At 33.0% G+C, this 25014-nt stretch carries 26 protein-coding genes and 1 tRNA gene; 6 read left to right on the top strand and 21 right to left on the bottom strand.

All coding sequences use genetic code 11. The features are described 5' to 3' along the window. Positions 1-92 precede the first annotated feature (92 nt). From ACNQGG_RS03005 to mraZ, 5 genes are read right to left on the bottom strand one after another with little or no spacing between them, the layout of a single operon-like run. A complete protein-coding gene (locus ACNQGG_RS03005) occupies positions 93-1556 on the bottom strand; it encodes a UDP-N-acetylmuramoyl-L-alanyl-D-glutamate--2,6-diaminopimelate ligase (protein WP_417961388.1) in 1464 nt (487 codons plus the stop codon). After that, complete coding sequence (locus ACNQGG_RS03000) at positions 1553-3556, bottom strand: penicillin-binding protein (RefSeq protein WP_417961386.1); 2004 nt, start codon at positions 3554-3556, stop codon at positions 1553-1555. The genes ACNQGG_RS03005 and ACNQGG_RS03000 overlap by 4 nt, the downstream gene beginning before the upstream one ends. Then, a complete protein-coding gene (locus tag ACNQGG_RS02995; RefSeq protein ID WP_416857050.1) occupies positions 3547-3894 on the bottom strand; it encodes an FtsL-like putative cell division protein in 348 nt (115 codons plus the stop codon). Before ACNQGG_RS02995 ends, ACNQGG_RS03000 begins: the two co-directional genes overlap by 10 nt. A gap of 6 nt (positions 3895-3900) precedes the next feature. After that, complete coding sequence (gene rsmH, locus ACNQGG_RS02990) at positions 3901-4809, bottom strand: 16S rRNA (cytosine(1402)-N(4))-methyltransferase RsmH (RefSeq protein WP_417961384.1); 909 nt, start codon at positions 4807-4809, stop codon at positions 3901-3903. Next, the gene (gene mraZ / locus ACNQGG_RS02985) at positions 4784-5257 is read right to left on the bottom strand and encodes a division/cell wall cluster transcriptional repressor MraZ (protein ID WP_035670146.1); all 474 of its coding nucleotides are present in this window, start codon (positions 5255-5257) and stop codon (positions 4784-4786) included. Before mraZ ends, rsmH begins: the two co-directional genes overlap by 26 nt. A 381-nt stretch (positions 5258-5638) precedes the next feature. On the opposite strand from mraZ, the gene ACNQGG_RS02980 reads away from it, so the two are divergent. Both ACNQGG_RS02980 and yihA read left to right on the top strand, forming a co-directional pair. After that, on the top strand, positions 5639-6412 hold the full coding sequence (locus ACNQGG_RS02980) for an alpha/beta fold hydrolase (RefSeq protein ID WP_417961381.1): 774 nt from the start codon (positions 5639-5641) through the stop codon (positions 6410-6412). Between the two features lie 31 nt (positions 6413-6443). Beyond that, the gene (gene yihA / locus ACNQGG_RS02975) at positions 6444-7064 is read left to right on the top strand and encodes a ribosome biogenesis GTP-binding protein YihA/YsxC (protein WP_416857054.1); all 621 of its coding nucleotides are present in this window, start codon (positions 6444-6446) and stop codon (positions 7062-7064) included. Positions 7065-7152: 88 nt separating this feature from the next. Here yihA and gldC read toward each other — a convergent pair whose 3' ends face one another. Beyond that, a complete protein-coding gene (gene gldC / locus ACNQGG_RS02970; RefSeq protein WP_417961378.1) occupies positions 7153-7488 on the bottom strand; it encodes a gliding motility protein GldC in 336 nt (111 codons plus the stop codon). Continuing rightward, the gene (gene gldB, locus ACNQGG_RS02965; RefSeq protein WP_417961376.1) at positions 7488-8444 is read right to left on the bottom strand and encodes a gliding motility lipoprotein GldB; all 957 of its coding nucleotides are present in this window, start codon (positions 8442-8444) and stop codon (positions 7488-7490) included. Before gldB ends, gldC begins: the two co-directional genes overlap by 1 nt. Positions 8445-8544: 100 nt before the next feature. Here gldB and nadE point away from each other — a divergent pair, with 100 nt between their 5' ends. Together nadE and ACNQGG_RS02955 are read left to right on the top strand one after the other, a co-directional pair. Further along, on the top strand, positions 8545-9345 hold the full coding sequence (gene nadE / locus ACNQGG_RS02960; RefSeq protein WP_417961374.1) for an NAD(+) synthase: 801 nt from the start codon (positions 8545-8547) through the stop codon (positions 9343-9345). A gap of 99 nt (positions 9346-9444) precedes the next feature. Beyond that, positions 9445-10074 (top strand): response regulator transcription factor, encoded by a 630-nt coding sequence (locus tag ACNQGG_RS02955; protein WP_039108911.1) that lies wholly within the window; start codon positions 9445-9447, stop codon positions 10072-10074. A 152-nt stretch (positions 10075-10226) separates the two neighbouring features. Here ACNQGG_RS02955 and dnaG read toward each other — a convergent pair whose 3' ends face one another. The 6 genes from dnaG to rlmN form a co-directional block, all read right to left on the bottom strand. Then, complete coding sequence (gene dnaG, locus ACNQGG_RS02950; RefSeq protein WP_417961372.1) at positions 10227-12209, bottom strand: DNA primase; 1983 nt, start codon at positions 12207-12209, stop codon at positions 10227-10229. A 123-nt stretch (positions 12210-12332) separates the two neighbouring features. Beyond that, the gene (locus ACNQGG_RS02945) at positions 12333-13373 is read right to left on the bottom strand and encodes a hypothetical protein (RefSeq protein WP_417961370.1); all 1041 of its coding nucleotides are present in this window, start codon (positions 13371-13373) and stop codon (positions 12333-12335) included. Positions 13374-13405: 32 nt separating this feature from the next. Then, positions 13406-14125 (bottom strand): hypothetical protein, encoded by a 720-nt coding sequence (locus ACNQGG_RS02940; protein ID WP_417961368.1) that lies wholly within the window; start codon positions 14123-14125, stop codon positions 13406-13408. After that, positions 14112-14672 carry an RNA polymerase sigma factor gene (locus ACNQGG_RS02935; RefSeq protein ID WP_417961569.1) on the bottom strand — a complete coding sequence of 187 codons (561 nt, stop codon included), beginning with the start codon at positions 14670-14672 and terminating at the stop codon, positions 14112-14114. Before ACNQGG_RS02935 ends, ACNQGG_RS02940 begins: the two co-directional genes overlap by 14 nt. A gap of 148 nt (positions 14673-14820) precedes the next feature. Then, positions 14821-15798, bottom strand: a complete 978-nt coding sequence (locus tag ACNQGG_RS02930; protein ID WP_417961366.1) for a polyprenyl synthetase family protein — start codon at positions 15796-15798, stop codon at positions 14821-14823. Positions 15799-15875: 77 nt separating this feature from the next. Continuing rightward, positions 15876-16919: a dual-specificity RNA methyltransferase RlmN gene (rlmN, locus tag ACNQGG_RS02925; protein ID WP_417961364.1), complete on the bottom strand. Its 1044-nt coding sequence runs from the start codon at positions 16917-16919 to the stop codon at positions 15876-15878. An 81-nt stretch (positions 16920-17000) separates the two neighbouring features. Between rlmN and ACNQGG_RS02920 the strand changes: the two genes are divergently transcribed. After that, positions 17001-17642, top strand: coding sequence for an O-methyltransferase (locus ACNQGG_RS02920; RefSeq protein WP_417961362.1), 642 nt, complete (start codon positions 17001-17003; stop codon positions 17640-17642). Positions 17643-17795: 153 nt separating this feature from the next. Here ACNQGG_RS02920 and ACNQGG_RS02915 read toward each other — a convergent pair whose 3' ends face one another. The 7 genes from ACNQGG_RS02915 to ACNQGG_RS02885 all read right to left on the bottom strand — a co-directional run bounded on the left by ACNQGG_RS02915 (position 17796) and on the right by ACNQGG_RS02885 (position 23968). Further along, entirely contained in the window at positions 17796-18368 is a 573-nt protein-coding gene (locus tag ACNQGG_RS02915; RefSeq protein ID WP_417961360.1) for a phosphatase PAP2 family protein, read from the bottom strand. Then, positions 18368-18769 carry a Sec-independent protein translocase subunit TatA/TatB gene (locus tag ACNQGG_RS02910; RefSeq protein WP_417961358.1) on the bottom strand — a complete coding sequence of 134 codons (402 nt, stop codon included), beginning with the start codon at positions 18767-18769 and terminating at the stop codon, positions 18368-18370. Before ACNQGG_RS02910 ends, ACNQGG_RS02915 begins: the two co-directional genes overlap by 1 nt. Positions 18770-18880: 111 nt before the next feature. After that, complete coding sequence (locus tag ACNQGG_RS02905; protein ID WP_417961356.1) at positions 18881-21124, bottom strand: M1 family metallopeptidase; 2244 nt, start codon at positions 21122-21124, stop codon at positions 18881-18883. A gap of 62 nt (positions 21125-21186) precedes the next feature. Then, on the bottom strand, positions 21187-21690 hold the full coding sequence (locus tag ACNQGG_RS02900) for a DUF6702 family protein (RefSeq protein ID WP_417961354.1): 504 nt from the start codon (positions 21688-21690) through the stop codon (positions 21187-21189). Positions 21691-21770: 80 nt separating this feature from the next. Further along, positions 21771-22523 (bottom strand): peptidase associated/transthyretin-like domain-containing protein, encoded by a 753-nt coding sequence (locus ACNQGG_RS02895; RefSeq protein ID WP_417961352.1) that lies wholly within the window; start codon positions 22521-22523, stop codon positions 21771-21773. Beyond that, positions 22513-23241 carry a carboxypeptidase-like regulatory domain-containing protein gene (locus ACNQGG_RS02890; RefSeq protein WP_417961350.1) on the bottom strand — a complete coding sequence of 243 codons (729 nt, stop codon included), beginning with the start codon at positions 23239-23241 and terminating at the stop codon, positions 22513-22515. Before ACNQGG_RS02890 ends, ACNQGG_RS02895 begins: the two co-directional genes overlap by 11 nt. Beyond that, on the bottom strand, positions 23228-23968 hold the full coding sequence (locus tag ACNQGG_RS02885; RefSeq protein ID WP_417961348.1) for a peptidase associated/transthyretin-like domain-containing protein: 741 nt from the start codon (positions 23966-23968) through the stop codon (positions 23228-23230). The genes ACNQGG_RS02890 and ACNQGG_RS02885 overlap by 14 nt, the downstream gene beginning before the upstream one ends. A 167-nt stretch (positions 23969-24135) precedes the next feature. Between ACNQGG_RS02885 and pepE the strand changes: the two genes are divergently transcribed. Then, positions 24136-24843: a dipeptidase PepE gene (gene pepE, locus ACNQGG_RS02880; protein ID WP_417961346.1), complete on the top strand. Its 708-nt coding sequence runs from the start codon at positions 24136-24138 to the stop codon at positions 24841-24843. Between the two features lie 59 nt (positions 24844-24902). Here pepE and ACNQGG_RS02875 read toward each other — a convergent pair. After that, positions 24903-24975, bottom strand: a tRNA-Gly gene (locus tag ACNQGG_RS02875). Positions 24976-25014: the final 39 nt, after the last annotated feature.

The following is a 25014-nucleotide window of genomic DNA, read 5'->3' as shown; positions in this document are numbered from 1 at the left end:
TTGTTTATTTGGTTAATCGTTGATTTGGTTAATTGTTTATTTGGTTATTTGGATATTCCCTTAAACAAATAAACAGTTAACCGGTTAAACTTTTATTTTCCCAGTTGATCTAATATTTCTTTAACTATTTTCATGTCGTCAAAATCATGACGAACGCCATTTATTTCCTGATACGTCTCATGCCCTTTCCCAGCAATTAAAATAATATCATTTGGCTGAGCCAATTGACATGCCGTTTTTATAGCCTGCTTTCTATCCGTTATCGTCAATGTTTTTTTATAATTTTGAGGAGCAACTCCTTGTTCCATTTCAGTAATAATAACTTCGGGATCTTCATTTCTTGGATTATCCGAAGTAAAAATTGCTTTGTCGCTCAAATCAGATGCAATTCTAGCCATAATTGGGCGCTTGGCTTTATCTCTATTACCACCACAACCTACAACTGTAATCAATTGTTCGTTTTTAGTACGAATGTCATTGATTGTTTTTAGCACATTTTCTAATGCATCCGGTGTATGCGCATAATCCACAATCGCTGTAATATTTGAAGCCGAAACAATAAATTGAAAACGTCCCGAAACACTTTCTAAATCGGATAATAATCGAAGTACTTCCAGACTTTCCATTCCTAATTCAACCGCAGTTCCATAAATAGCCAATAAATTATAGGCATTAAATGTTCCTATCAGTTTTACCCAAACTTCATTTCCATTTATTTTCAACAACAAACCTGACAATTGATTTTCCAGAATTTGCGCTTTATAATCCGCATAGGTTTTTAAAGCATAAGTCAGTTTTTTTGCTGCAGTATTCTGCAACATCACTGGTCCGTTTTTATCATCAATATTGGACAATGCAAATGCCGTTTTGGGTAAATTATCGAAAAACGATTTTTTTACATCTCTATATTCCGCAAATGTTGGATGGTAATCCAAATGGTCGTGAGACAAATTGGTGAAAATACCGCCAACAAAATGCAATGCTTCAGTTCTTTTTTGATGAATTCCATGAGAACTCACTTCCATAAAACAATATTCAACACCGCTCTCCACCATTTCTTTTAAATAGTGGTTTATTGTAATTGAATCCGGAGTGGTATGAGTCGCTTTATATTCGACATCGTCAACCAAAATTTTTACTGTAGAAAGTAATCCAACTTTAAAACCTGCTTTTTTAAATAATTGATACAACAAAGAAGCAATAGTAGTTTTACCGTTTGTTCCTGTAATACCAACTAATTTCAAGTTTTGAGAAGGATCTCCAAAATAATTTGCAGCCATAAATGCTAAAGCTGAATTGGTATCTTTTACCTGAACATAGGTAATCCCTTTTGCAATATTTTCTGGAAATGTATCGCATACAACAGCTACAGCTCCTTGCTGAATTGCTTTTTCTATAAAATCATGACCATCTGAAATGGAACCACGAATAGCAATAAACACATCATTAGACTCGATTTTTCTAGAATCGAAATCCATTTTGCTTATAGCAATATCCGTCGACCCTTTTACGGCTTCGATAGCTACTTTATACAATATGTCTTTTAAGATTTTCACGATAATTCTAATAAGATTGTTGTGTTTCTAACTATATTTTGTCCTGCCTGAAGCGATTGTTTTTTCACTTTTCCAACTCCAATAGCTTTTACTTTTATACCTAAATTTTCTAATAAGGCTACAGCATCCATTCCTGACATTCCTTTCACGTTAGGAATTAATTGCTCTTTCTTTTGTGACTTGACAAAATACGAATCGTAATTACTGTCTTGCTTTTGTATTTTTCTATCTAAATTTTTAATCTCATTAGTTGAAGGCGCATCGGTAAAAATCTTTTGCGCAATACGTTTGAAAACTGGACCTGCCACATCAGCACCATAATAATTATTTAACGCTGTACTTGGTTTATGTACTACAACTATACAGGAATATTTGGGATGATCTGCTGGAAAATAACCAACAAATGAAGAAGCATAATATTTACCCGAACCGCCATCTTTTGCATAATTCACTTGGGCCGTTCCTGTTTTTCCCGCCATGGAGAAATCTTTAGAATAAAGCTTAGAACCCGTACCTTTTTTAACCACATTCAATAAGATTGCTTTCAATTTTAAAATAGTTTCTTGTGAACATATTTTAGGATTCAAAACTTCTTTATCGTATTTTTTAATTGTTCTGTTCCATTCTTTAATTTCGGAAACAAACTGAGGTTTAACCATTTCCCCATTATTAGCAACAGCATTATAAAAAGCTAATGTTTGCATTGGTGTAATAGAAACTCCATACCCAAAAGCCATCCATGGAAGAGAAATATTTGACCAGTGTTTATCACTTGGCTGTGGAACATAGGGAAGACCTTCTCCTTTTATCGAAAGTCCCAAAGGCCTGTTTAATCCGAAATTATTGAGGTGATTTACAAATTTTGAAGGTTCATTTTTATAACTGTTATAAACGGCTTGAACCATGACAGTATTCGACGAAAGTTCAAAACCTCTTGCTAAAGAAATTTTTCCATAACCGCCTTCGTGTGAATCCCGAACTTTTCTTCCTGAGTAAATAACAACCCCACCATTGCTGTCATAAACCGCACTAGTATCTACTTTTTTGTCTTCAAGAAGTGCCATTAAATCCGCTAATTTATAGGTAGAACCTGGCTCGTGAGATTCGGCTACAGCATAATTAGTTGTTTCAAAATACGTTCCGTCAGTAGCTCTTCCCAAATTCGAAATTGCTTTCACATGACCTGTACTTGTTTCCATAACCACCACACAACCGTGGTCTGCCTGATACAATTCTAACTGTTTTAGCAAAGCATGATGCGCAATATCCTGAATGTAAACATCAATTGTAGATATCACATCATAACCATCCTGCGGATCAACTTCATTGATATCACGTATCGGTTTCCATTGTCCTTTTGCAATTTTTTGTTTTAAAATCTTTCCGTCTTTACCGTTCAGGTATTTTCTAAAAGCCCATTCAATTCCTTTTCCATCGAGTGATGCACCATGAGAAGTTCTTTCGTAACCAACAGTTCGTTCGGCAATTTTCCCTATTGGATGTTCCCTTACGGTTTCTTGTTCGATTATAATTCCACCTTTGTAAGCACCTAATTTAAATAATGGAAAACCTTTAATTTTAAAATACTGTGTATAACTCAAATTACGGGCAATCAAATAATATCTATTCTTGTTTGCTCTGGCTTTTCTTAATTCGTTTTGGAAAAAACTGGATGGCTTTCCTAAGACTAATGCCAGTGAATCTGACAATGACTTAACATTTTTTTCGAATGCTTCTGCTTTTGGAGCAACAGCATCAAATCTAATTTCATAATTAGGAATAGAAGTCGCTAAAAGACTCCCGTCAGCAGAATAAATATTGCCTTTATTAGCAGGAATCACAAAATTCCTAACGGTTCTTTCTTTGGCTAATTTTCTATAATAATCACCCTCGACCCATTGAATATTTGTCAATTTTACAGCAATCGCAATGGCCATCAAAAAGATAGCGAATGCAACCAGATAAATTCTGTACGATATGTATTTATCTTCTACTGCCATATTTTTTTGAAAAAGCTTTTTTCTTCTTCTTTTTTAACTTTGATTTTAACTGGAGGAACTGTTGACGGAAAAATTTGTTTTTCTATCATTTTTTCAGAAACAGTAGATTCCATTTTCAATTTCATTAATTCTGAACGTCTGTCCACAAACTCAGAACGTAATTCTTTAACTTGATTTGTCAAATCGGCAATCATAAATACTTTTTGCTCAAATCGTTGTGTATTAGCAATCATAACAATCGCCAAAATAATTACAAAAACAATGAATCGCCAGTTTTTAACAGCATCATCATCTATAAGAAATCTAGCTTTTAATAAGCTGTAAACTCCGTTTTTCATAACTAATTATCTCTTTTCAGCTATTCTTAATTTAGCACTTCTTGCTCTATTATTCTCTCTTATTTCAGCATTATCCGGAACAATTAATTTACCAATTGTTTTAAATGGAACCGAAAAATTACCGAAAAAATCACGTTCTGGTTCTCCTTCGAACATCCCATTTTTTACAAATCTTTTCACCAATCTATCTTCTAAAGAATGGTACGAAATCACGCTTAATCTGCCGCCTGGATTTAATATCTCTAAGGATTGCTCCAAGAATTCTTTCAAAACATCCATTTCCTGATTTACTTCAATCCGGATGGCCTGGTAGATTTGAGCCAATATTTTATTTCTAACTCTTTCAGGTAAATATCTCGCCAAAACGGCTTTCAATTCATCTGTAGTTTTGATTGGTTGCTCCTCTCTGGCTTCTATAATTGTTCTTGCCAAAGCAGCTGCATTTTTCAATTCACCATAATCCAAAAACACTCTTTTTAAATTCGCTTCATCATATTCATTGACAACACGATACGCATTCAAATCATTTTTTTGACTCATTCTCATATCTAAGCCAGCATCAAAACGAGTAGAGAAACCTCTTTCCGGAACATCAAATTGATGTGAAGAAACGCCTAAATCCGCTAAAATTCCATCAACACTTTTCACACCATAAAAACGTAAAAACCGTTTTATAAAACGGAAATTTTCATTGATAAGCGTAAATCTTTCATCTGGTAATGCGTTTGCCAAAGCATCTTCATCTTGGTCAAAAGCAAATAATTTTCCGTTTGGCCCCAGTCTTTTCAAAATTTCTTTTGAATGGCCTCCCCCACCAAAAGTTACATCTACATAAATGCCGTCTGGCTTAATATTTAAACCATCTACTGATGCTTGAAGCAAAACCGGATTATGATATTCCATTGTCGTCGTCATTTATATTTCCCATTACTTCTTCTGCCAAATCTGCAAAATCTACATCTTCACCATTTATTGATTTTTCGTATAAATCTTTATCCCAAATCTCAACAATGTTCACTGCCGATGAAAACACAACTTCCTTAGCAATACTTGCAAAAATCACTAAATCTTTTGGCACTAATAATCGTCCTAAAGCATCTATCTCAACCACTTTTACTCCTGCAGTAAACCTTCGGATAAAGTCATTGTTTTTCTTTACAAATCGATTCAGTTTATTAATTTTTTGCATCATCAAATTCCACTCCTCCATAGGATATAACTCCAAACAAGGTTGAAATACGGAACGCTTCAAAACAAAACCGTTTTGAAGAGAAGAAGCCAATTGCTTTTTTAAAGGCGCCGGTAACAGCAACCTTCCTTTGGCATCAACTTTACACTCATATGTTCCAATAATTGTATCCAAGTAAAAAGTTTAAATGATGTTGAGCAAAAATATAAAAAATATTACCACATTTTACCACTATATACCACTTTGTTAATAAGTTTACCCACTTTTGAATAAAAACCCTTAATTTTTAGACAATCAGGGCGTTAGGTAATTTTTACTTTATTTGTAAGAAAGGTAATATTATAAAAAAAGGAAGCCTAAATACAATGAAATTCCCGTTTAAAAGGCTAGCATAAAAAGCAAAATAATTAAAATTCAGAATTGAAAAATGTAAAAAAAAAGACATGTGTCTTTACATCAACTTCTATAATTTTACAATTAAAAATTGTTGTAAAAATTCATTTTTATTTATTAAATCCTATATTTGTCAAAATTGAAAATCCGGATTCAAAAAAAATGGAAAAACACTATAAAAAAGAAGGTAGGTACAGCTATTATGAAGCAGGCGAAGGAACTCCAATTGTCATTTTACATGGACTAATGGGAGGACTTAGCAACTTTGATGCTGTTGCAAGTTACTTTTCTGCAAAAGGATATAAAATAATTATTCCAGATTTACCTATATACACTCAGAATATATTAAAAACGAATGTAAAAAGTTTTGCAAAATATGTTAAGGATTTTATCACATTCAAAGGACTAGAAAGAGTAATACTTTTAGGAAATTCATTAGGTGGTCACATCGCTTTATATCATACTAAAATGTATCCTGAAAAAGTATCTGGACTTGTAATAACAGGAAGCTCAGGGCTTTACGAAAGCGCAATGGGTGATAGCTATCCCAAAAGAGGCGACTATGAATACATCAAGAAAAAAGCGGAAGACGTGTTTTATGATCCAAAAGTAGCGACCAAAGAACTTATTGATGAAGTTTACGAATCCGTAAATGACAGAATAAAATTGATCAAAACATTGACCATTGCCAAAAGTGCTATTCGTCATAATATGGCAAAAGATTTACCAAAAATGCATGTTCAAACTTGCATTATTTGGGGGAAAAACGACAAAGTTACACCACCAGATGTTGCAGAGGAGTTTAATAAATTATTACCTAATTCAACTTTATATTGGATTGACAAATGTGGTCATGCTGCCATGATGGAACATCCTGATGAGTTTAATCGTTTGTTAGAGGATTGGCTAACCCATACTCATTTAGCAGTACACTAATCTTAAAAGAAGAATTTTACACCTAAAAGAAATGAAAATTAATACCGCCGAATTTATAATTAGTAATTCCGATGTGGCCAAATGTCCCAAAGACTTTATGCCGGAATACGCTTTTATAGGCCGATCAAATGTTGGAAAATCCTCTTTGATAAACATGCTAACTAATCATAAAAAGCTAGCTAAAACATCAGGAAGACCAGGAAAAACGCAATTGATTAATCATTTTTTGATCAACAGCAACTGGTTCTTAGTCGATTTACCCGGTTATGGTTATGCGAAAGTTTCTAAAAAAACGAAATCTATTTTTCAGGAATTTATAACTGATTATTTTGAAACTAGAGAACAACTAGTTTGTGCATTTGTTCTGATTGATATTCGTCATGAAGCCCAAACAATAGATATTGAATTCATGTCATACATGGGCGAAAGCGAAATCCCTTTTTGTATTGTTTTTACCAAAGCTGACAAAATCAGTAAAGTAAAAATCGACTCTCATATTGCGGCTTACAAAAAGAAAATGTTTGCTAATAACTGGGCGGAGATGCCTCACTATTTTGTCACTTCAGCAACTGAATCTACTGGAAAAGAAGAGTTATTAAGTTATATTGACGAAGTGAATCAAGAAGTTTTCAAAAACAACAGTCAGTTTTAGAAAATACTCTCCTTCATATTTTAAAAATAAAAAATCCCAAAACTTCAAAAAGCAGTTTTGGGATTTTTCATTTTAAACAATGCCTAATTTACTTCGTTAACTCCAACTTTTCAGCAAAATAATCACAGAAATCTTTCATGGTGTCCGCCATTTTCTCATCATCTGTAGCACGTTTGAACGTTTCAGACATAGCAACCAAAGTTTGATGAAAGAAAATTTTCATTTCATCAACTGGCATATCTTTAGTCCATAAATCGATACGCATCGTTTCTTTTACTTTACTATCCCAAATGGACAACATTATAGCTTTTGCTTCTTCCTGATCAACTACACCATCTTTAGCTGACCACATTAATTTTTCCGGAACACGGTTATCGTCTAATTCTATTAGAAACTTAATTTCTGAGGTATTTTGATTTGACATTACTTCTTAGGTTTGTATTTTGATTTCATAAATATTTCTTTCGCATCGGTTTTCAACAAATCAGCTATAGCTACTTCATTATTTTTCATATAGGACCGTACCATTTGCCAACCTATCCAGACACCAACTTGTCCTGGTGATTCATTATCAATTTCCAGATAAAATTTAGAAAACGGAGCTGGATTAATAAACCGTGGTATCAACTTTTGATCATCACTATAGAGCATTTCTTTTTCGATAAAATAACGCCACATATAACTTTCATTTTCTTCACACCATTTTATTTGTTCAGGAATATATCCCATTTTTTCCGCATCAGTATAATTTGGCAAAAGTAAGTCTTTTAAATATAATTGTTTGCCAAAATAAATCATTTGACTAAGCATATTTTTATCTGTAACAGGAGCAATTTTACGTAATGAGAAACTCGATACTACATCTGGCATGATTTGTCTTTGCTCAAAATTTTGCTTAATATAATTTGGAAATTGATAAAATTTATGATTTTTCCCCAAATATAATTCGAGTGAAATAATGACTAGACTATCTGCATAAATAATCTTATTCTTATAATCCATTTCAGAGATTATAGTTATAACTTTTGGTGTTTTCGTTTGAGGAAAATAATATTTAATGTGTTTAAAAAGCGATTCCAATTCCATTTTTTCAGGTTCAAAATCAGCATATTTTTTTTGAACTTCTGTATATAATTCTCTCCAGATGGGATCCTGCATTTTATTTAACCAAACACTATTGTCATTTCCTACAGGGAAAAAGAAAGGAAATTCTTTTTTTACCTTGTCCAAATCTTTGGGGGAAGTTTCAAAAAATATTTTATCAAAGCGGGCTACTTTCACTTCTAAAGGAATTGCTGAAACGGTATTTTCGATCTTATTTTTTTTCTCGCAGGATAAGAAAAAGAGACAAAAGACTACAAAAAATAGATTTTTTTTCATATTTATTAATTAAATTTGTGTCCTAAGAATTTAAGGAAACGAATGCGCAACTAATTTAGTTTGCAAATATACATTCCTGCTTTTTAAAACGTAAACTATTATGACTAAAAAAAGTACAATCCAAGTTGAAAAAGTGAATACTCATATAGTAAATTGGTTAAAAACTTATGCAGAAAATGCAAAAGTTAACGGATTTGTCATCGGGATTTCAGGAGGAGTAGATTCAGCAGTAACTTCTACATTATGCGCACAAACCGGATTACAAGTTTTATGTGTTGAAATGCCAATCCATCAGCCGCACAGCCATGTAACTCGTGGACGTGAACATATCGACCAATTAAAAAATAGATTCCCAAATGTAACAAGTATTGAAGCTGATTTAACGTATGTTTTTGAAAGTTTCAAAAAAATAGTTCCGGAGAATGTTGATATCCATAAGCTCCACTTATCCCAAGCCAATACGCGTGCACGTTTACGAATGACCACATTGTATTATTTCGCTGGAATTTATGGATTATTAGTTGCAGGAACAGGAAATAAAGTAGAAGATTTTGGTGTTGGATTTTACACTAAATACGGTGATGGCGGAGTAGATTTGAGTCCTATTGCTGATTTATTAAAATCTGAAGTTTATAGCTTAGGTGCGTATTTAAAAGTTCCGGATTCAATTTTAAAAGCATCACCATCTGATGGATTATTTGGTGATGAAAGAACAGATGAAGATCAGTTGGGTGCCAGCTATGATGAGCTTGAATGGGCAATGAAGGAGGATGAAGCAGGGAAATCAGCAAATGATTTTACTGGAAGAGAAAAGGTAGTTTTTGAAATTTACAAACGATTAAATAATGCCAACAAACACAAAATGAATGCAATACCGGTTTGTTTGATATCAAATTTATAAAAAAAACCATATTTTATATTGATTTCCAATTAATTACAGAATTTTTTTATTAATTTTACTGTCCAAAAGATAAACAACACTTAAATAAAATTAAATACCATGATTAAAGTATGTTTAGCCGACAATTATCCCGTAGTGCATTTTGGAGTAAAATCTTACTTTAAAGATCATGCAGAAATATCAATAGTTGCCAATGTAGGTAATTTTTTGATGGTTCGGGATATACTGCTTACCAAAGAGATTGATGTATTAATATTGGATTTGGAATTAGAGGGGCTTTCAAGTATTTTCGAAGTAAAATCAGTTTTGAAGAACTTCCCAAAAACAAAAATTATTATATTCAGTGGTCTTTCTGAACAAATTTATGCACCTAATGCTATAAAAGCTGGAGTTTCAGGGTTTATTCACAAAAAAGAAAAACTTGAAACTTTAGGAATTTCAATTATCAAAGTACATCAAGGAAAGATAATTATTAACGAAACCGTTAAGAAAAACCTAGCATTAATTGCAAAACAAAGTAAGAGCGAACGATTGTATCGAAAGCTTTCTAACCGTGAGGTAGAAGTATTACGCTATTTAAGTGATGGAAAAAAGAATCATGAAATAGCCGAAATTCTAAAACTCAACGAAAAAACAATTAGTACTTACAAATTAAGATTACTAACCAAACTAAATGTTACCAATTTAGTAGATTTAGTAAACAAAGCAAAAACATTAGAAATTGTTTAGTACTATCTAAACACATTACTCTTTCTAATTTTTTTGAAAAAGAATGGATTAATATTATAATCCATAATCACAGACATGAGCTCTGTATTATCCGAATTTACTTCTGATAATACAGAGTTTTTTAATTTATAAACACATGGAGTAAAATCATTTTAATGATATCGCACCACAACTCTTCCTAATTTTTTTGAAAATTTCCCTCTTAACTCAATATAATTCATCACTAAAGACAGTGACTCCATATTATCAGAATCGGGATCATTGGAGACAGAATTTTTTAATTCTTCTATAATTTCACTAAGCAGAAACCATCTTAAAGTAAGTAATGTATCCGAAACATCCTGATTTAACATTTCCTCTTTGGTTTTAGGAAAAATATTTTGACCTACCCAATTATGCAATACATTTTTCTCCTCCTCCATAATGATATTAGTCACTTCATCGGGAATAGCGGACTGAAAATGATTTATATATTTTTCAAGTCCAGAATCCTCATTTTGCAAATAATAATCGATTAAATCTTTATAAATTTCTCTAAATATAGGACTTGCAAATTCTACTTCGTCATCTTGCAAACTCAAATATATTTTCTGAAAAACTTTTAATTCCTTAATTTCAACGACATCTATAATTTCTCCTTCACTATTGGACTTTAATAAAACTTCTTCAAAATTTTCAGTTTTATTCCCATACAGCAAAAGGATTTCAATTATTTTACGTTCAAATCGATACAGGGAATCTACTTTATCCGTCTCGACTGTATCATCATTTCTAATATAGTCAAAAGCATTCTGCAATTGCTCCTGTTTTTGTTTTTTCCCAACTTCAACAACATCTTTTTGAACTAATTGCGCTAAAGTACTTAGTAAAACTTGTTCCGAAATATCCATGATTCGGGAACATTCCTGAATATAAATTTCTCGTTGTATTCTGTCTGGAATTTTCGAAATACTCACTACCATATCCCGAATTAAATCCGCTTTTTTTATGGGATCATTCTTGGCGTCATTCATCAAAAGCGATGCTTTGAACTGAATGAAATCTTTAGCATTATTTTCGAGATATAAAACTAAATCATCATAGGATGTTTTTTTGGCAAAACTATCCGGATCCTCTCCATCAGGAAAAGTACACACTTTCACATTCATCCCTTCCTCAAGAATTAAATCGATTCCTCGAATAGAAGCACGAAGTCCCGCTGCATCTCCATCAAAAAGAACGGTAATATTCTTTGTCAATCTATTTATTAAACGGATTTGGTCTGGTGTCAAAGCTGTTCCAGAAGAAGCAACCACATTTTCAATCCCAGCCTGATTGAACTGAATTACATCCGTATATCCTTCTACCAAATAACAATTATTCAGCTTAGCGATTGATTGTTTGGCTTGAAAAATACCATACAGAACTTTACTTTTATGGTAAATATCACTCTCTGGAGAATTCAGGTATTTTGCCGCTTTTTTATCATTAGTAAGAATACGACCTCCAAAACCGAGTACTCTTCCTGACATACTTTGTATCGGGAACATTACACGACTTTTAAAACGGTCAAACGGTCTGTCTTCTCTAGCAATTGTCAATCCTGTACTTTCGAGGAATTCTAATTTATATCCTTTTCCTAATGCTTCTTTTGTAAAAGCATCCCAGGTTTCAGGAGAATAACCCAATCCAAATTTCTTAATAGTCTCATTGGTAAAACCTCTTTCTTTAAAATAAGAATAGCCAATAGCCTTTCCTTCTTCAGAGTTTAAAAGTGTATTATGAAAATAGGTTTTCGCAAATTCCGAAACTAAATACATACTTTCCCGAACATCAGTATTGGCTTTCTCCTCATCTGTTTGTTCCGTTTCTTCGATTTCGATATTGTATTTTTTAGCTAAATAACGAATGGCTTCCGGATAGGTAAATTTTTCGTGTTCCATCAAAAAAGCCACAGAGTTGCCCCCTTTTCCGGAGCTGAAATCTTTCCAAATACCTTTGGCAGGGGAAACCATGAACGATGGAGAGCGCTCTTCAGAAAAAGGGCTTAATCCCTTGAAGTTACTTCCTGCGCGTTTCAACTGTACATAATCACCTATTACCTCCTCAACACGAGCAGTTTCGAAAACAGTATCTATAGTGGCTTTTGAAATCAATTTAATATAGTGTCAAAGTTGCAAAAGGTCAAAGTTACAAAGTTTTTTAAAGAAATAAACCCTTTCAGAGTTTGAAACTCCTAAAAGGGTTCTTAAAATAGTATAAAACTAACTCAACAAATTTTAATTTAAATCAAAACGCAATCCTAAAGAAACATTATTTTGTTTCACTGCATTTTCTTTAAACAAAGGATTCAAATCGTATTTCAAATACAAGCTGGTTTCCTTGTAACCGATATAAGTGCTCAAACCATAAATAAAATTAGTACTGTTGAAATCTCCTCTAACTTTTTCCCTAGCTTTTAGATCATTATCATCATATTTGATAATTTGTTTTGATTTTAAGTTTATTCCTGCATAACCGCCTACTCCAAGACGGAAACTTTGGTGCGTTTTGAAAAATGGTTTATCCTCTTTCATTTTTTTACTTGAAAAATCAAACTCTAAATGAACTGGCGCCACTAAATAAACATTTTTAAAACGAGAGTCTTTTAAATCAACCGGATTAACCACAAGATTAGTTTGGTTCCCATTTATAACAAAATTTCGATTATCTGAAGGACGCAAATTATTGTACATCACTGACAACCCATATTTAGCATGGAGCAAATTATTGTTTTTAGCGATTCTGGTATTGTAGGAAACTCCTAATTCATAGAAATGAGAACCTAGAAATCTATAGTCCGATTCCTGAACTTTCCCGCCTGTAATTAAATTATTTAAACCCATGGCAAAAACAAATTGTAAAGTTGTTCTTTTTTCTCCCTGAATACTATCCTTGCAATTATGTTTACCGTTTATTCTATTAAAAGAAACGATGAATTTTCTAGTAGAATCCTGCTCCTTAATTTTTCCATCCACTTTTTCCTGAACCAAATTTTTCAATGCTTCTTGCTCTACTGCTACTCTGGCTTCGATGTTGATTGCTCTGGCTTCGGCCATTAATTTCTTTTTACTCTCCGCTTCTTCTCTTGTAATTGTACCATTGATTAATTGATTATTAATTGCCTCAACTTCTATTTTCAGTGCAGCTTTTTCTTCTTTGGTAATGGTTTCAATTTTTAAAGCAATTGTTTTTGCTCGTTTTTCAAATGTTTCTTGTCCAAGCATTTTGCTCGCAAAAAAACACAACAGTGTTACTAAGTAAATGGTAAAATTCCTCATGATGATTTGATTTTAAAGGTGATTGATGATTTTTATTCTAAGTTACGATTGGTCAACGCGACTTTTACCGATTGGTAATTCTTGCTTACTTTACTTATTACTTTTTCACGAAAGGAAAGTTCTAATTCTCCATCAACCTGCGACAGTAAATTACTTGCATTTACACGCACAACCGGTTTTTGATTCAATTGATTTTCCTTTTTCGAAGGATTTTCCACAACGGCTAACAGTTCGTCAACTGCCGCATCGCTAGTTTGTAATTTGATTGATTTTTTTTCTGTTTTTTGATTACTGATTGAAACTTCTGTTACTTGATTTTCATTTGAATTATTGTTAACGGCACTTAATTTTTCTTTTAAAATTGGAATTTGATTAATTCCCGAATTTGATTTTGAAACAACATTAGGAACTAAACTCTTTTCTTCCTCCGTTTTTAGTGTAATACTATTCGTGGGAACTACAGTAGTTTTAGGAACAACTGAATTTTGAATAACAACCTCATTTTCCTGGTTTTCAATAGCATTTCCGTTTTGCCCAAAATAAACCGTACCTATCACTAAAAATCCAACAAAACTTGCCGCTATAAACATCCAAGGAAATTTAGCTTTTGGTTTTTGCTTCGCCTGTTCGCTATTGCTCGGGTCTGCAGCTGTAAGCATTGCATCCAGTTTGCACCAAGCCATTTCTGACGGTTTGATTTCCCGAGAATTCAATTGCTCTTTGAACTGTTTTTCTAATTTATTCGGTTCCATAACTGTAATTTTTTAACGTATTAATCTGTCCTTGCAGCATTTTCCTGGCATGTGACAATTGCGACTTTGATGTTCCTTCATTAATCCCTAACATATTTGCAATTTCTTGATGCTTATAACCCTCGATAGCATATAAATTGAAAACCATTTTATATCCATCCGGCAAACTATCAATCAAAAATTGGATATCGTCTATTGAAAATTGGCTTTCAATGTTATTGAAACTTTCTTCAAAATAGGTTTCATCTTCACTATATTTTAGCTTTTTTTCAACTCGGATAAAAGAAATACATTCATTGACCATGATTCTTCTAATCCAACCTTCGAAACTTCCTTTGTGCTGAAAATTCTTCAGATTCGTAAACACTTTCATAAAAGCGGTAATCATGATATCTTCGGCCTGATGAATGTCTTTTATATATTGGCGGCAAACGCTTAACATTTTTGGAGAAAACTGGGTATAAATCTTTTGTTGTGCATGCCGATTATTCTCGACAGCTAACTCGATTAATTCATTTTCCTCCTGATGTAAGTTGATTACTTTCAAAATTTTCATAAAGTGTTTCTATAAGTATAGACGATTGACAATGCAAAAAGGTTGCATCTGAGATAGAAAATTTTTTGATTCTAAAAAATTAAAACCAAAAAAGTCAATAACATCAATAGTTAACGAAAGAAAAATATTTTAAAAAAAATTATTTTTTTCTTTCAATCACATAATTTACCATCAAAATCAGCGCATCTTTAAACTCAGAATCCGAATAATTATCTAAAAGCAAAAGGGCTTCTTGCTGAAATTCTACCATTTTTTGTTCCGCATAAAACAATCCATTATTGTTTTTTACAAAAGCAATAACTTCTTTGACGCGTTTTTTATCTTTATTATGGTTTTTAATAGAATTGATAAGCCATGTTTTCTCTTTTGAAGTACACGTATTCAAGACGTGAATAAGAGGCAGAGTCATTTTTTGTTCTTTGATGTCAATTCCTGTTGGTTTACCAATGGCATCTTCGGTGTAATCGAATAAATCATCTTTTATCTGAAAAGCCATCCCGATAAGTTCTCCAAATTTGCGCATGTTTTCTACCTGAACTTCATCCTCGATAACAGATTTTGCACCAAGAGCACAACAGGCAGCAATAAGTGTCGCTGTCTTTTTTCGGATGATTTCATAGTAAATATCTTCGGTAATATCGAGTCTTCGGGCTTTTTCTATTTGAAGTAACTCGCCTTCACTCATTTCGCGAACAGCGACAGAAATAATTCGAAGTAAATCAAAATCCCCATTATCAATTGAGAGCAACAATCCTTTTGACAATAAATAATCCCCAACTAGAACTGCAATTTTGTTTTTCCAAAGTGCATTTATAGAGAAAAAACCTCTTCTTCGATTGCTGTCATCAACAACATCATCGTGAACTAATGTTGCGGTATGAATAAGTTCTATAACACAAGCTCCCCGATAGGTTCTTTCATTTACAATTCCTGCCGAAACCATTTTGGCAGTCAGAAAAACAAACATGGGACGCATTTGCTTCCCCTTCCTGTTTACAATATAATAGGTAATTCTATTTAACAAAGCCACTTTTGAAGTCATCGATTCGTAGAACTTTTTTTCAAAAAGTTCCATTTCATTGAAAATGGGCTGTTTTATTTGCGAAGTAATATTCATTAGAATTCAAAGATACAATTTTAGCCTGCAATCTTACAAATGCTTGCATTCTTTTGAATATTTTTCGAAAAAAATATTTATGCTTCTTTATTGGCCAATTGTCCGCAAGCTGCATCAATATCTTTTCCGCGACTTCTTCGCACTTTTACCACAATTCCGCTAGTTTCCAACGCTTTTATGTACGCATTAATTGATTCTTCAGAAGCTTGTTGAAATTCCCCGTCATCAATTGGATTGTATTCGATAAGATTCACTTTGCAAGGAACGTATTTACAGAACTTCACCAAAGCATCTATTGAAGCTTTATTGTCATTAATATCTTTCCAAACGACATATTCGTAAGAGATTTTACTTTTGGTTTTTCGGTACCAATATTCTAATGATTCACGTAAATCTGCCAAAGGGAAATTTTCGCTGAAAGGCATTATTCGAGAACGAATTTCATCAATTGCTGAGTGTAACGAAACTGCTAATTTGAATTTTACATCATCATCTGCTAATTTCTTAATCATTTTAGGTACTCCCGAAGTCGAAACCATAATACGTTTAGGCGACATTCCTAAACCTTCTGGAGAGGTAATCATTTGGATTGCTTTCAACACATTGTTGTAATTCATAAGCGGTTCGCCCATTCCCATAAAAACAATATTCGACAACGGATGATTGTAATACAAACGGCTTTCTTTATCAATGGCAATTACTTGATCATAGATTTCAGCCGGTTCCAGATTTCGCATTCTTTTTAATCGCGCCGTGGCGCAAAAGTTGCAATCTAAACTACAACCTACTTGACTCGAAACACAAGCTGTAGTTCTTGTATTTGTAGGTATCAAAACCGATTCTACCACCAAACCATCATGCAAACGAACGGCGTTTTTTACGGTTCCGTCTTCACTGCGCTGCATCGTATCTACTTTGATGTGGTTGATAACAAAATGCATTTCCAGCATCGTGCGTGTTCCCTTAGAAACATTAGACATATCCTCAAAACTATGTGCTCCTTTGCTCCATAACCATTCGTAAACTTGGTTTCCACGAAAGGCTTTGTCGTTATTAGCCACAAAAAAATCACGTAATTGTTCTTTTGATAAGGCTCTTATATCTTTTTTATCGATTTGCATGGTGCAAATTTAATGACAATTTGTTGATTTGTTGATTTGATAATTTGATAACTTTGCCTTCTATTGAAAAAAAATCAAAAAATGCATTTCATTTCCCAAGAATTAGAAGATTACATAGAGCAACATTCTGAAAAAGAGCCCGCTTTATTAGCTGCTTTGAATAAAGAAACCTATCAAAAAATCTTATTACCAAGAATGTTGAGCGGGCATTTCCAAGGTCGGGTTTTGAGTATGCTATCGAAATTGATTCGACCAATAAATATTCTCGAAATTGGGACTTACACCGGTTATTCTGCTTTGTGTTTATGTGAAGGAATACAGGAAAACGGGATGCTACATACAATTGACATCAAGGAAGAATTAGTTGATTTTCAGCGAAAACATTTTGACAAATCACCTTGGGGGAAACAAATTTTTCAGCATTTAGGAGAAGCAACTGGTATTATTCCAACACTTGATATGAAATTTGATTTGGTTTTCATTGATGCTGACAAAGACAATTATCTCAATTATTTTGAATTGATTGTTCCAAAAATGAATAAAGGCGGCATTATCTTATCGGATAATGTGTTGTGGAGTGGCAAAGTTCTTGAGCCCCTAAACCCTAAAGATTTGAGTACAAAGGTATTATTGGAATACAATAAATTGCTAGCAAATGACCCTAGAGTAGAAACGGTTTTATTACCAATCCGCGATGGATTGACAGTGAGCAGAGTTCTTTAGAAGTCAATTACAGCATTCTGGATTCAAATTATTTCTATTTAAAATGCCTTTTGGGAAACTAATGCCCTAGCCCTGATAGAAGCGGTATCCTTTACTTGCGTTCTTTAAGCAAGTAAAGATACGAGCGGAAAGCAGGAAATAGCTCCAAAGCTACTAATTATCTGTTCGAGGAAAATATTTTAATTGAGCTGCTTTATATATCTTAAATATGGATAATCCAAAAATAAATCCAACCAAATAGCCTGTTAAAATGTCCAATGGGTAATGCAATCCTAAATAGATGCGGCTATAAGCAAATATTAACGGCCATAAAAACAGAAAGCCAAAGTATTTGATTTTGTGTTTAAAATTGAAAAATAAAAAAGTAGCTACTGCCATAGAATTTGCCGCATGTCCTGAGAAAAAGCTAAAGGAATTGCGAAATTGCACCACGCGAATAAATGAACTTATTTCTGGATTATTACATGGTCGCAATCTTTGAAATCCATTTTTAAACAAATTGGCTGTCTGGTCAGTAATTGTCACTAAAACAGCTATAAACAAAAGCATGTACAACGTTTGTTTTGCACCCAATTTTTTATAAAGCACGTATGCTAACAGTAAAAATAACGGAATCCAATTGCTTTGTTTGGTAATAAACAACCATAATCCATCATAGGTTTCAGAACCCAGACCATTAAGAAAAACAAATAACTCAGTATCGAGAGACAGGATTTTTTCCAACATTACATTTGACGTTTTATCGGTCCTGTAATATCGTCAATTCCTTCTTTTGTTGTTTCTATTTGAGTAGTTGTTTCACTCAAAAGGTTTTCTTTGGCCTTATTGATTTCTGAGGTTATATTACTGGTTATATCAGTCAACGAGCTTGTATCTCCTAATAGATTATCTTTCGCTTTGTTGATTTCAGATGTAATACTGCCTCTTATATCGCTCAATGATTTTGTATCAAAACCATTAGACTCTGCTCCTTTTTGAATTTCACTTTTTATATCATTGGTTGCATTTTTTATTTGCGCCATCGCTTTTCCCATAGTACGCGCTATTTCAGGCACCTTATCAGAGCCAAAAAGCATGAGTACAATAAACATTATAAAAATTAATTCGCCTCCACCTATACCAAACATAATTTTAGATTTTTCTTGGATACAAATATATCAAATTTTGAATCGCAGTATTTTAATTTTTTCATAAAAAAAAGACTCCATTTGGAGTCTTTTTTTCTATTTTAATTGATATTAATCAAATTTTGATTTCACTTCTGTTTTTGGCCAGCTGTTATTGGCTACATCTATATCAGCGGTTTCAAGTTTTGGATCAATCTGAATTTTTTTAATTGCTTTTTCAGTGGCATACACTTTTTTGGCTGTATCATTATTTTTTCTCCAGATTTGAGCCGGATATTTGAAATTTTCAACTGTGCCGTCCTCATAAGTAATTGCAACAATAATAGGCATCAACATTCCTCCTGGTTTATTAAACTCAACCTCATAGAAATATTTAGGTGTTTTTAAAGTGGCGCGTTCTTCTGCTGTAAGTTTTTGATCTACATATTCTGAAAGCAATTTTACTTCATCCATTTTCAAAGCTTTTTTCTCTGATCCTTTTAATTCTCCGTTTTTATCTGATATTAAATATACAAATGGACCTTTATCTAAACCAAAACGTCCTTTTCTCACTTTCAAGTCTTTCAAATCTGCTGATGGAGTTTCAGAAATATAATATTGTTTTACTTCATTGATACCAATATCAACAAAATCAGTAGAGTAAAACCAACCTCTGAAGAACCAATCTAAATCTACTGCAGAAGCATCTTCCATTGTTCTAAAAAAATCTTCTGGTGTAGGATGTTTGAATTTCCATCTATTTGCATATACCTTGAAAGCATGGTCGAATAATTCTCTTCCCATAATGGTTTCTCGCAAAATGTTAAGTCCTGCTGCCGGTTTCCCATAAGCATTATTACCAAATTGAATTATATTCTCTGAGTTAGACATAATAGGTTCCAAGAATTTTTGATCACCACTCATATAAGGAACAATTTTACTAGGAATTCCACGATTAGAAGGGAAATTAGTTCCTAATTCCTGCTCTGCCATGTATTGCATAAACGAGTTCAATCCTTCGTCCATCCAAGTCCATTGACGTTCGTCAGAATTGACAATCATAGGAAAAAAATTGTGACCAACTTCGTGAATTACTACTCCCATCATTCCATTTTTAGTACGCTCGCTAGTCACTCCATTTTCGTCTGGACGCCCATAATTCCAACAAATCATAGGATATTCCATTCCTTGATCTTCTGCCGAAACAGATACCGCTTTTGGATAAGGATAGTCAAAAGTGTGAGAAGAATAACTTTTTAAAGTATGCGCAACTGTTCTTGTAGAAGTTTCTCCCCAAAGCGGATTCGCTTCTTTAGGATAAACTGATTCTGCCATTACCACTTTAGTACTCAGTTGCACTGCCATAGCATCATAAATAAACTTTCTTGAAGTGGCTATTCCAAAATCTCTCACATTTTTAGCACTAAATTTCCATGTTTTTTTCTTATCAGAAAAGCCTTTTTCAGCAATTTCAGCTTCAGCTTGAGTTACAATGACAACTGGTTTGTCAAATGATTTTTGAGCCAGTTCATATCTTTTAACTTGTGCAGGCGAAAACACTTCGCTTCTGTTCATCAATTCTCCAGTTGCATCCATAACATGGTCTGCAGGAACAGTAACATTTACATCAAAATTTCCAAAAGGTAAAGCAAATTCTCCACCTCCCCAAAATTGCATATTCTGCCAACCTTCTACATCATTATAAACTGCCATTCTTGGATAAAACTGAGCAATCACGTACAATTTATTCCCTTCTTTTTCGAATGGTTCATAGCCAGAGCGACCGCCATCCTGAATATAATTATTGATATTGTACCACCATTTAGTTAAAAATATAAATTTTTCCCCTGGTTTAAGAGGAGTAACCAGATTAATACGCATCATGGTTTGATTTATAGTATATGACAAAGGGGTTCCTTTGGTATCTTTTACATATTCAATATTAAATCCACGATCCAATCCTTGCTTCAAATATCGATTGGTAAATTTTTCAGCAGGTAATACTTGTTCCATTTTTTCACTTTCAGCTAGAGGAGATTGTGAGTTTTTCTCGGCTTGATTTTGATCTAACTGCACCCATAAATACTCCAAACTGTCTGGTGAATTGTTATAATACGTTACTGTCTCTGATCCGCTCAACTTCGCATTTTTATCATCAAGCTCTACATCTATTTTATAATCAGCCTGTTGCTGATAATAAGCCGGCCCTGGAGCTCCAGATGCTGTCCGAAACATATTTGGCGTTGCCAATAAATCGTACATTTGACTAAACTTATTCGTATCGTACTTTCCTGATTGTTTTGGGGTTACTGTAGTGTTTTTTTCTTGAGCAAATAGAATTACTGGAAAAATAAATAATAAAGTGATTTTCTTCATGTGTTGAATGCAATTATTTAAGAGCGCAAAATAATGATTTTCAACAAATTTATTACCTTTTGTTAATATTTTAACATTTGATTTCTATTAGAATCGGTAAAAAGGATACTGTTTTTCTCTCCCAGCACCGTAATATGGGTTATATTCTGTTGTTCAACGTTCCAATCTATTAAAACTGAATTGAAAATTTCAAGCGAATTAATCTTTGTGACTTCCTTTACATTACAATAACAAATAAGGATATCGCCTTCCAGCTCTTTACTCAGAAAATTAACAGCCTTTGTTTGTCCATTTAATTTTACAGAAAATTTCTCCAAAAAATACTTTTTTAGTAATAGCATTTCTTCAGGTGATTCTTTTTCGGTTCCTAAATACAGTTTTTTATTGTATTTTTTTTCTAGTGCTTTATTCAAATCATCAACAAAAATCCGAGATGTAATTTGGAGCATTTTCTTTTCAGGAGCATAATTTACCTGATATACTGCCATATAAAATTTATGAACATTAAAAGCGGTTAAACTCAGAAATAAAATTCCAATAAAAGTATATACGATTAATTTTTTCATACGAAGATTCTGTTTGTTTTTTATTGGAATATGGTATCGCCTTTCTTCAATCTTATTTATGTTTGGGAATCATGGCGGTTTCATTTTTCAAAAGTAGTAATTCTTTTAAATTCTTTGTTTTTAGTAATCAAGAAATCCATTAATTGAAATTCCTTTTCAGGCTTCATAACTATTTTTGACTGAGAATCATTCTCGCAAAAAATTAGAAAAAGACCAATTTCATCATCATTTAACGCTAACGTATCGGTAAAAAACGAATAGCTCATTCTCTTCATTACCTGCTCAGTAAAACCTTTATCACTCATGAAATCAGTTCTTTCAGGATTATTTTTCTTTAAGGCTTTTAATACGTCTTTGTAAATTCGAACAAAATTCATACCGTATTCAATACTTCCGTCAGATGGCATCGTCCTATTTTTTGGAGATGATTTTGCATCGTCAAAATATTGCTTATCGACATACTTTTGCGTATTCTCTGAAACTGGGTTTAAGTTTTTATTTCCGTAAACCATTACTTCTGGTAACAGATTGACAAAGGCATCCAGTTTCACTCTTAATAATGGAGTTGTCATTTCCTTTTGGGTAAGAACTATTTTCTTGGATTTAAAAGCTAAGCCAGAAAAAACTAAGGTATCTTTGGCTTTAGCCAAAATACTAAAAAATCCTTTTTGGTTTATAACGGTTCCAGTCTTAGAATTAACATTAAAAACAATACCATTTTCTAACTTGATTGAATCATTTACCACTTGACCATACAGTGTTTTTCTTGTCAATTGACTGTAACAAAATTGACAACACAAACACAAAACCAGTATTACGATTTTATTTTTCATTTGTAATGATTTTATTATAGTTCTCAGACAATCCGGCAATCAAAAAGGTAATCAATGTTTTGTTTTTAGATTTCAATGCGGCGGTAAAACTGGCATCATCAACACAATAATATTGAAAATCTTTGATGTAATCAGCAGAAATTTTTAAGTTTTCTGTATAATACTTATCTTCAAAAAGCGGTGCAAGTCTATTCAATGATTGTTCCTTATTTTCTACCACTATTTCTTTTTTAAGCATTGCTTTACGACCCGAAATCGTATTTAACAATCCATCGATTCCACCACCGGAAGTTGCAGTATATAATTTTCGTTCAGCTGGTGTATATTTTTTTTGACCATAAGGAATAATCCCTAAGTTCTCGGCCGTTATTTGTAGATTATCATTTACAATAACTTCTTTAAGTTCAATGCTTTTCGAAGCCATTTGAATCTTAAGAATATCCTGCATTAAATCCTCTTTACTTATTCTCTTATGTAAAGTTACGAGATTTGCAGCAGAAAAAACCAAAACGTTACCCTCTTTTACAAATAGCGAAAACAAACCATCCTTATCCGTTAAAGTAGCTTTTTCAGCAGATGAATTGACGATTTTTATGCCTTCAACAGCAGTTGTATCAGCAGAGATTTTTCCCCGAATTTCTTTTTCAATATTAGTTTGACCAAAAGTGATCGTAACTATAAAAAATAAAATCAGCAGTAGTGTATTATTTATTTTCACGAGCAACTATTTCGTTATATTTTGCAGCTAACTCGCCTAATAAAAATTCAATTATGGTTTTATTCTTTGAATCTAAAATCTTTGTGAATTTAGTGTTTTCAACTGCAAAATATTCAAATCCTTTTACGTATTCAGAAGGTATTTTTAATTTATTTACAAAATAATCCTTGCCAAACATTTCTTCTAATGACATCAGATAAGATTCTTTTTTCTCGACTTCAATTTCTTTTTTAAGCATAGCTGATCGACCTGAAAAATAATTCAAAAGTGGATCAAATCCCTGTGGATTCATCCTGCCAGAACTCGCAGTTACATATTTGCGTTCTGCAGGAGTGTACTTTTTTTGCCTTTTTGGAATTATCCCAAGCGCAACGGCATTGATATTATCATACCCCCCTCTAACAACAATTTCTTTTAATTGATTCATGATCGGTTCCATTTTCACAAAAAGAAAATCATTTTCAAAATGTTTTTGGGTCAAGACAATTCGGATTCCTTTAAACTGCACTGCCGAAAACACAAGTGTGTCTCCTACAACTGCGGGGATCGAAAAATAACCGGATTTTTCAATAATTGCCGCTTTTTCAGTTTTTAAATTAATAACATAAATACCTTCAAGATCAGACATGTCAGCAATAACTTTTCCGTTTAGTTTAACTGGAACAGGTTCTTGCGCAAAGGCTTTAGAAACAACTAAAATAAAAAAAATACATACAACTCTACTCATCAGATGACAATCAAATTTCGATTATTGGCATCCAGTAAAAGTATCTTACTCTCTTCAAAATTAATTACTAACAATTTGGTAAAAATATGTTAATTAAAAAACGCAAAATACAATATTGAAATAGACAATTTTATACCTTTATCACATCCTATTTGAAAAAAAACACAATGAAAAACATACTTATTGCCAGCACATCTACCCTTCATGGTGGGGACTATTTAGACTATATATTACCTACATTAAGTTTACATTTTCTAAATTGCAAAACGATACTTTTTATTCCCTATGCCCGTTCTGGAGGCATTTCACATGGAGAATATACTTCTAAAGTTGCTTTGGCTTTTGCCAAAATAAATAAAACCATAAAAGGAATTCATGAATTTGACGATGCCGCTGAAGCTATCAAAAATGCTGAGGGAATTTTTACTGGTGGCGGCAATACTTTCGTACTGGTTTCACAATTGTATAAAAACAAAATAATGACTGTTCTTGCTAATACCGTAAAAAATGGAACTCCTTATTTAGGGACAAGTGCCGGAAGCAATATTTGTGGCCTGACGATGCAAACCACTAATGACATGCCTGTTGTTTATCCCCCGAGTTTTCAAACATTGGGATTGATTCCTTTTAATTTGAATCCCCATTATTTAGATGCTGATAAACAATCAACACATATGGGCGAAACACGCGAAACTAGAATCCAAGAATTTCATGCTTTTAATACCATTCCTGTTTTAGGATTACGAGAAGGAAGCTGGATAGACATTAAAGGCGAAAAAACAACTTTAAGAGGCAATTTATCAGCGAGACTTTTTAGACAAAACCAAGTCCCTGAAGAATTAGAAAGCGGAAGCGATCTGAGTTTTATAAAATAATATCGAAAACGAATTTATACTAAATAAAAAGCCGAAACAATTAAGTTTCGGCTTTGTAGAGCGAAAGACGAGGCTCGAACTCGCGACAACCAGCTTGGAAGGCTGGAGCTCTACCAACTGAGCTACTTTCGCATGACAAAAATTAAATAAAAAACCTCAAACCAAAATTTG

It is taken from the genome of Flavobacterium esculini, from assembly GCF_048284325.1.
Lineage (GTDB): Bacteria > Bacteroidota > Bacteroidia > Flavobacteriales > Flavobacteriaceae > Flavobacterium.
Note: the sequence above shows the minus strand (reverse complement) of the source record. Positions and strands in the feature narration are given on the sequence as shown.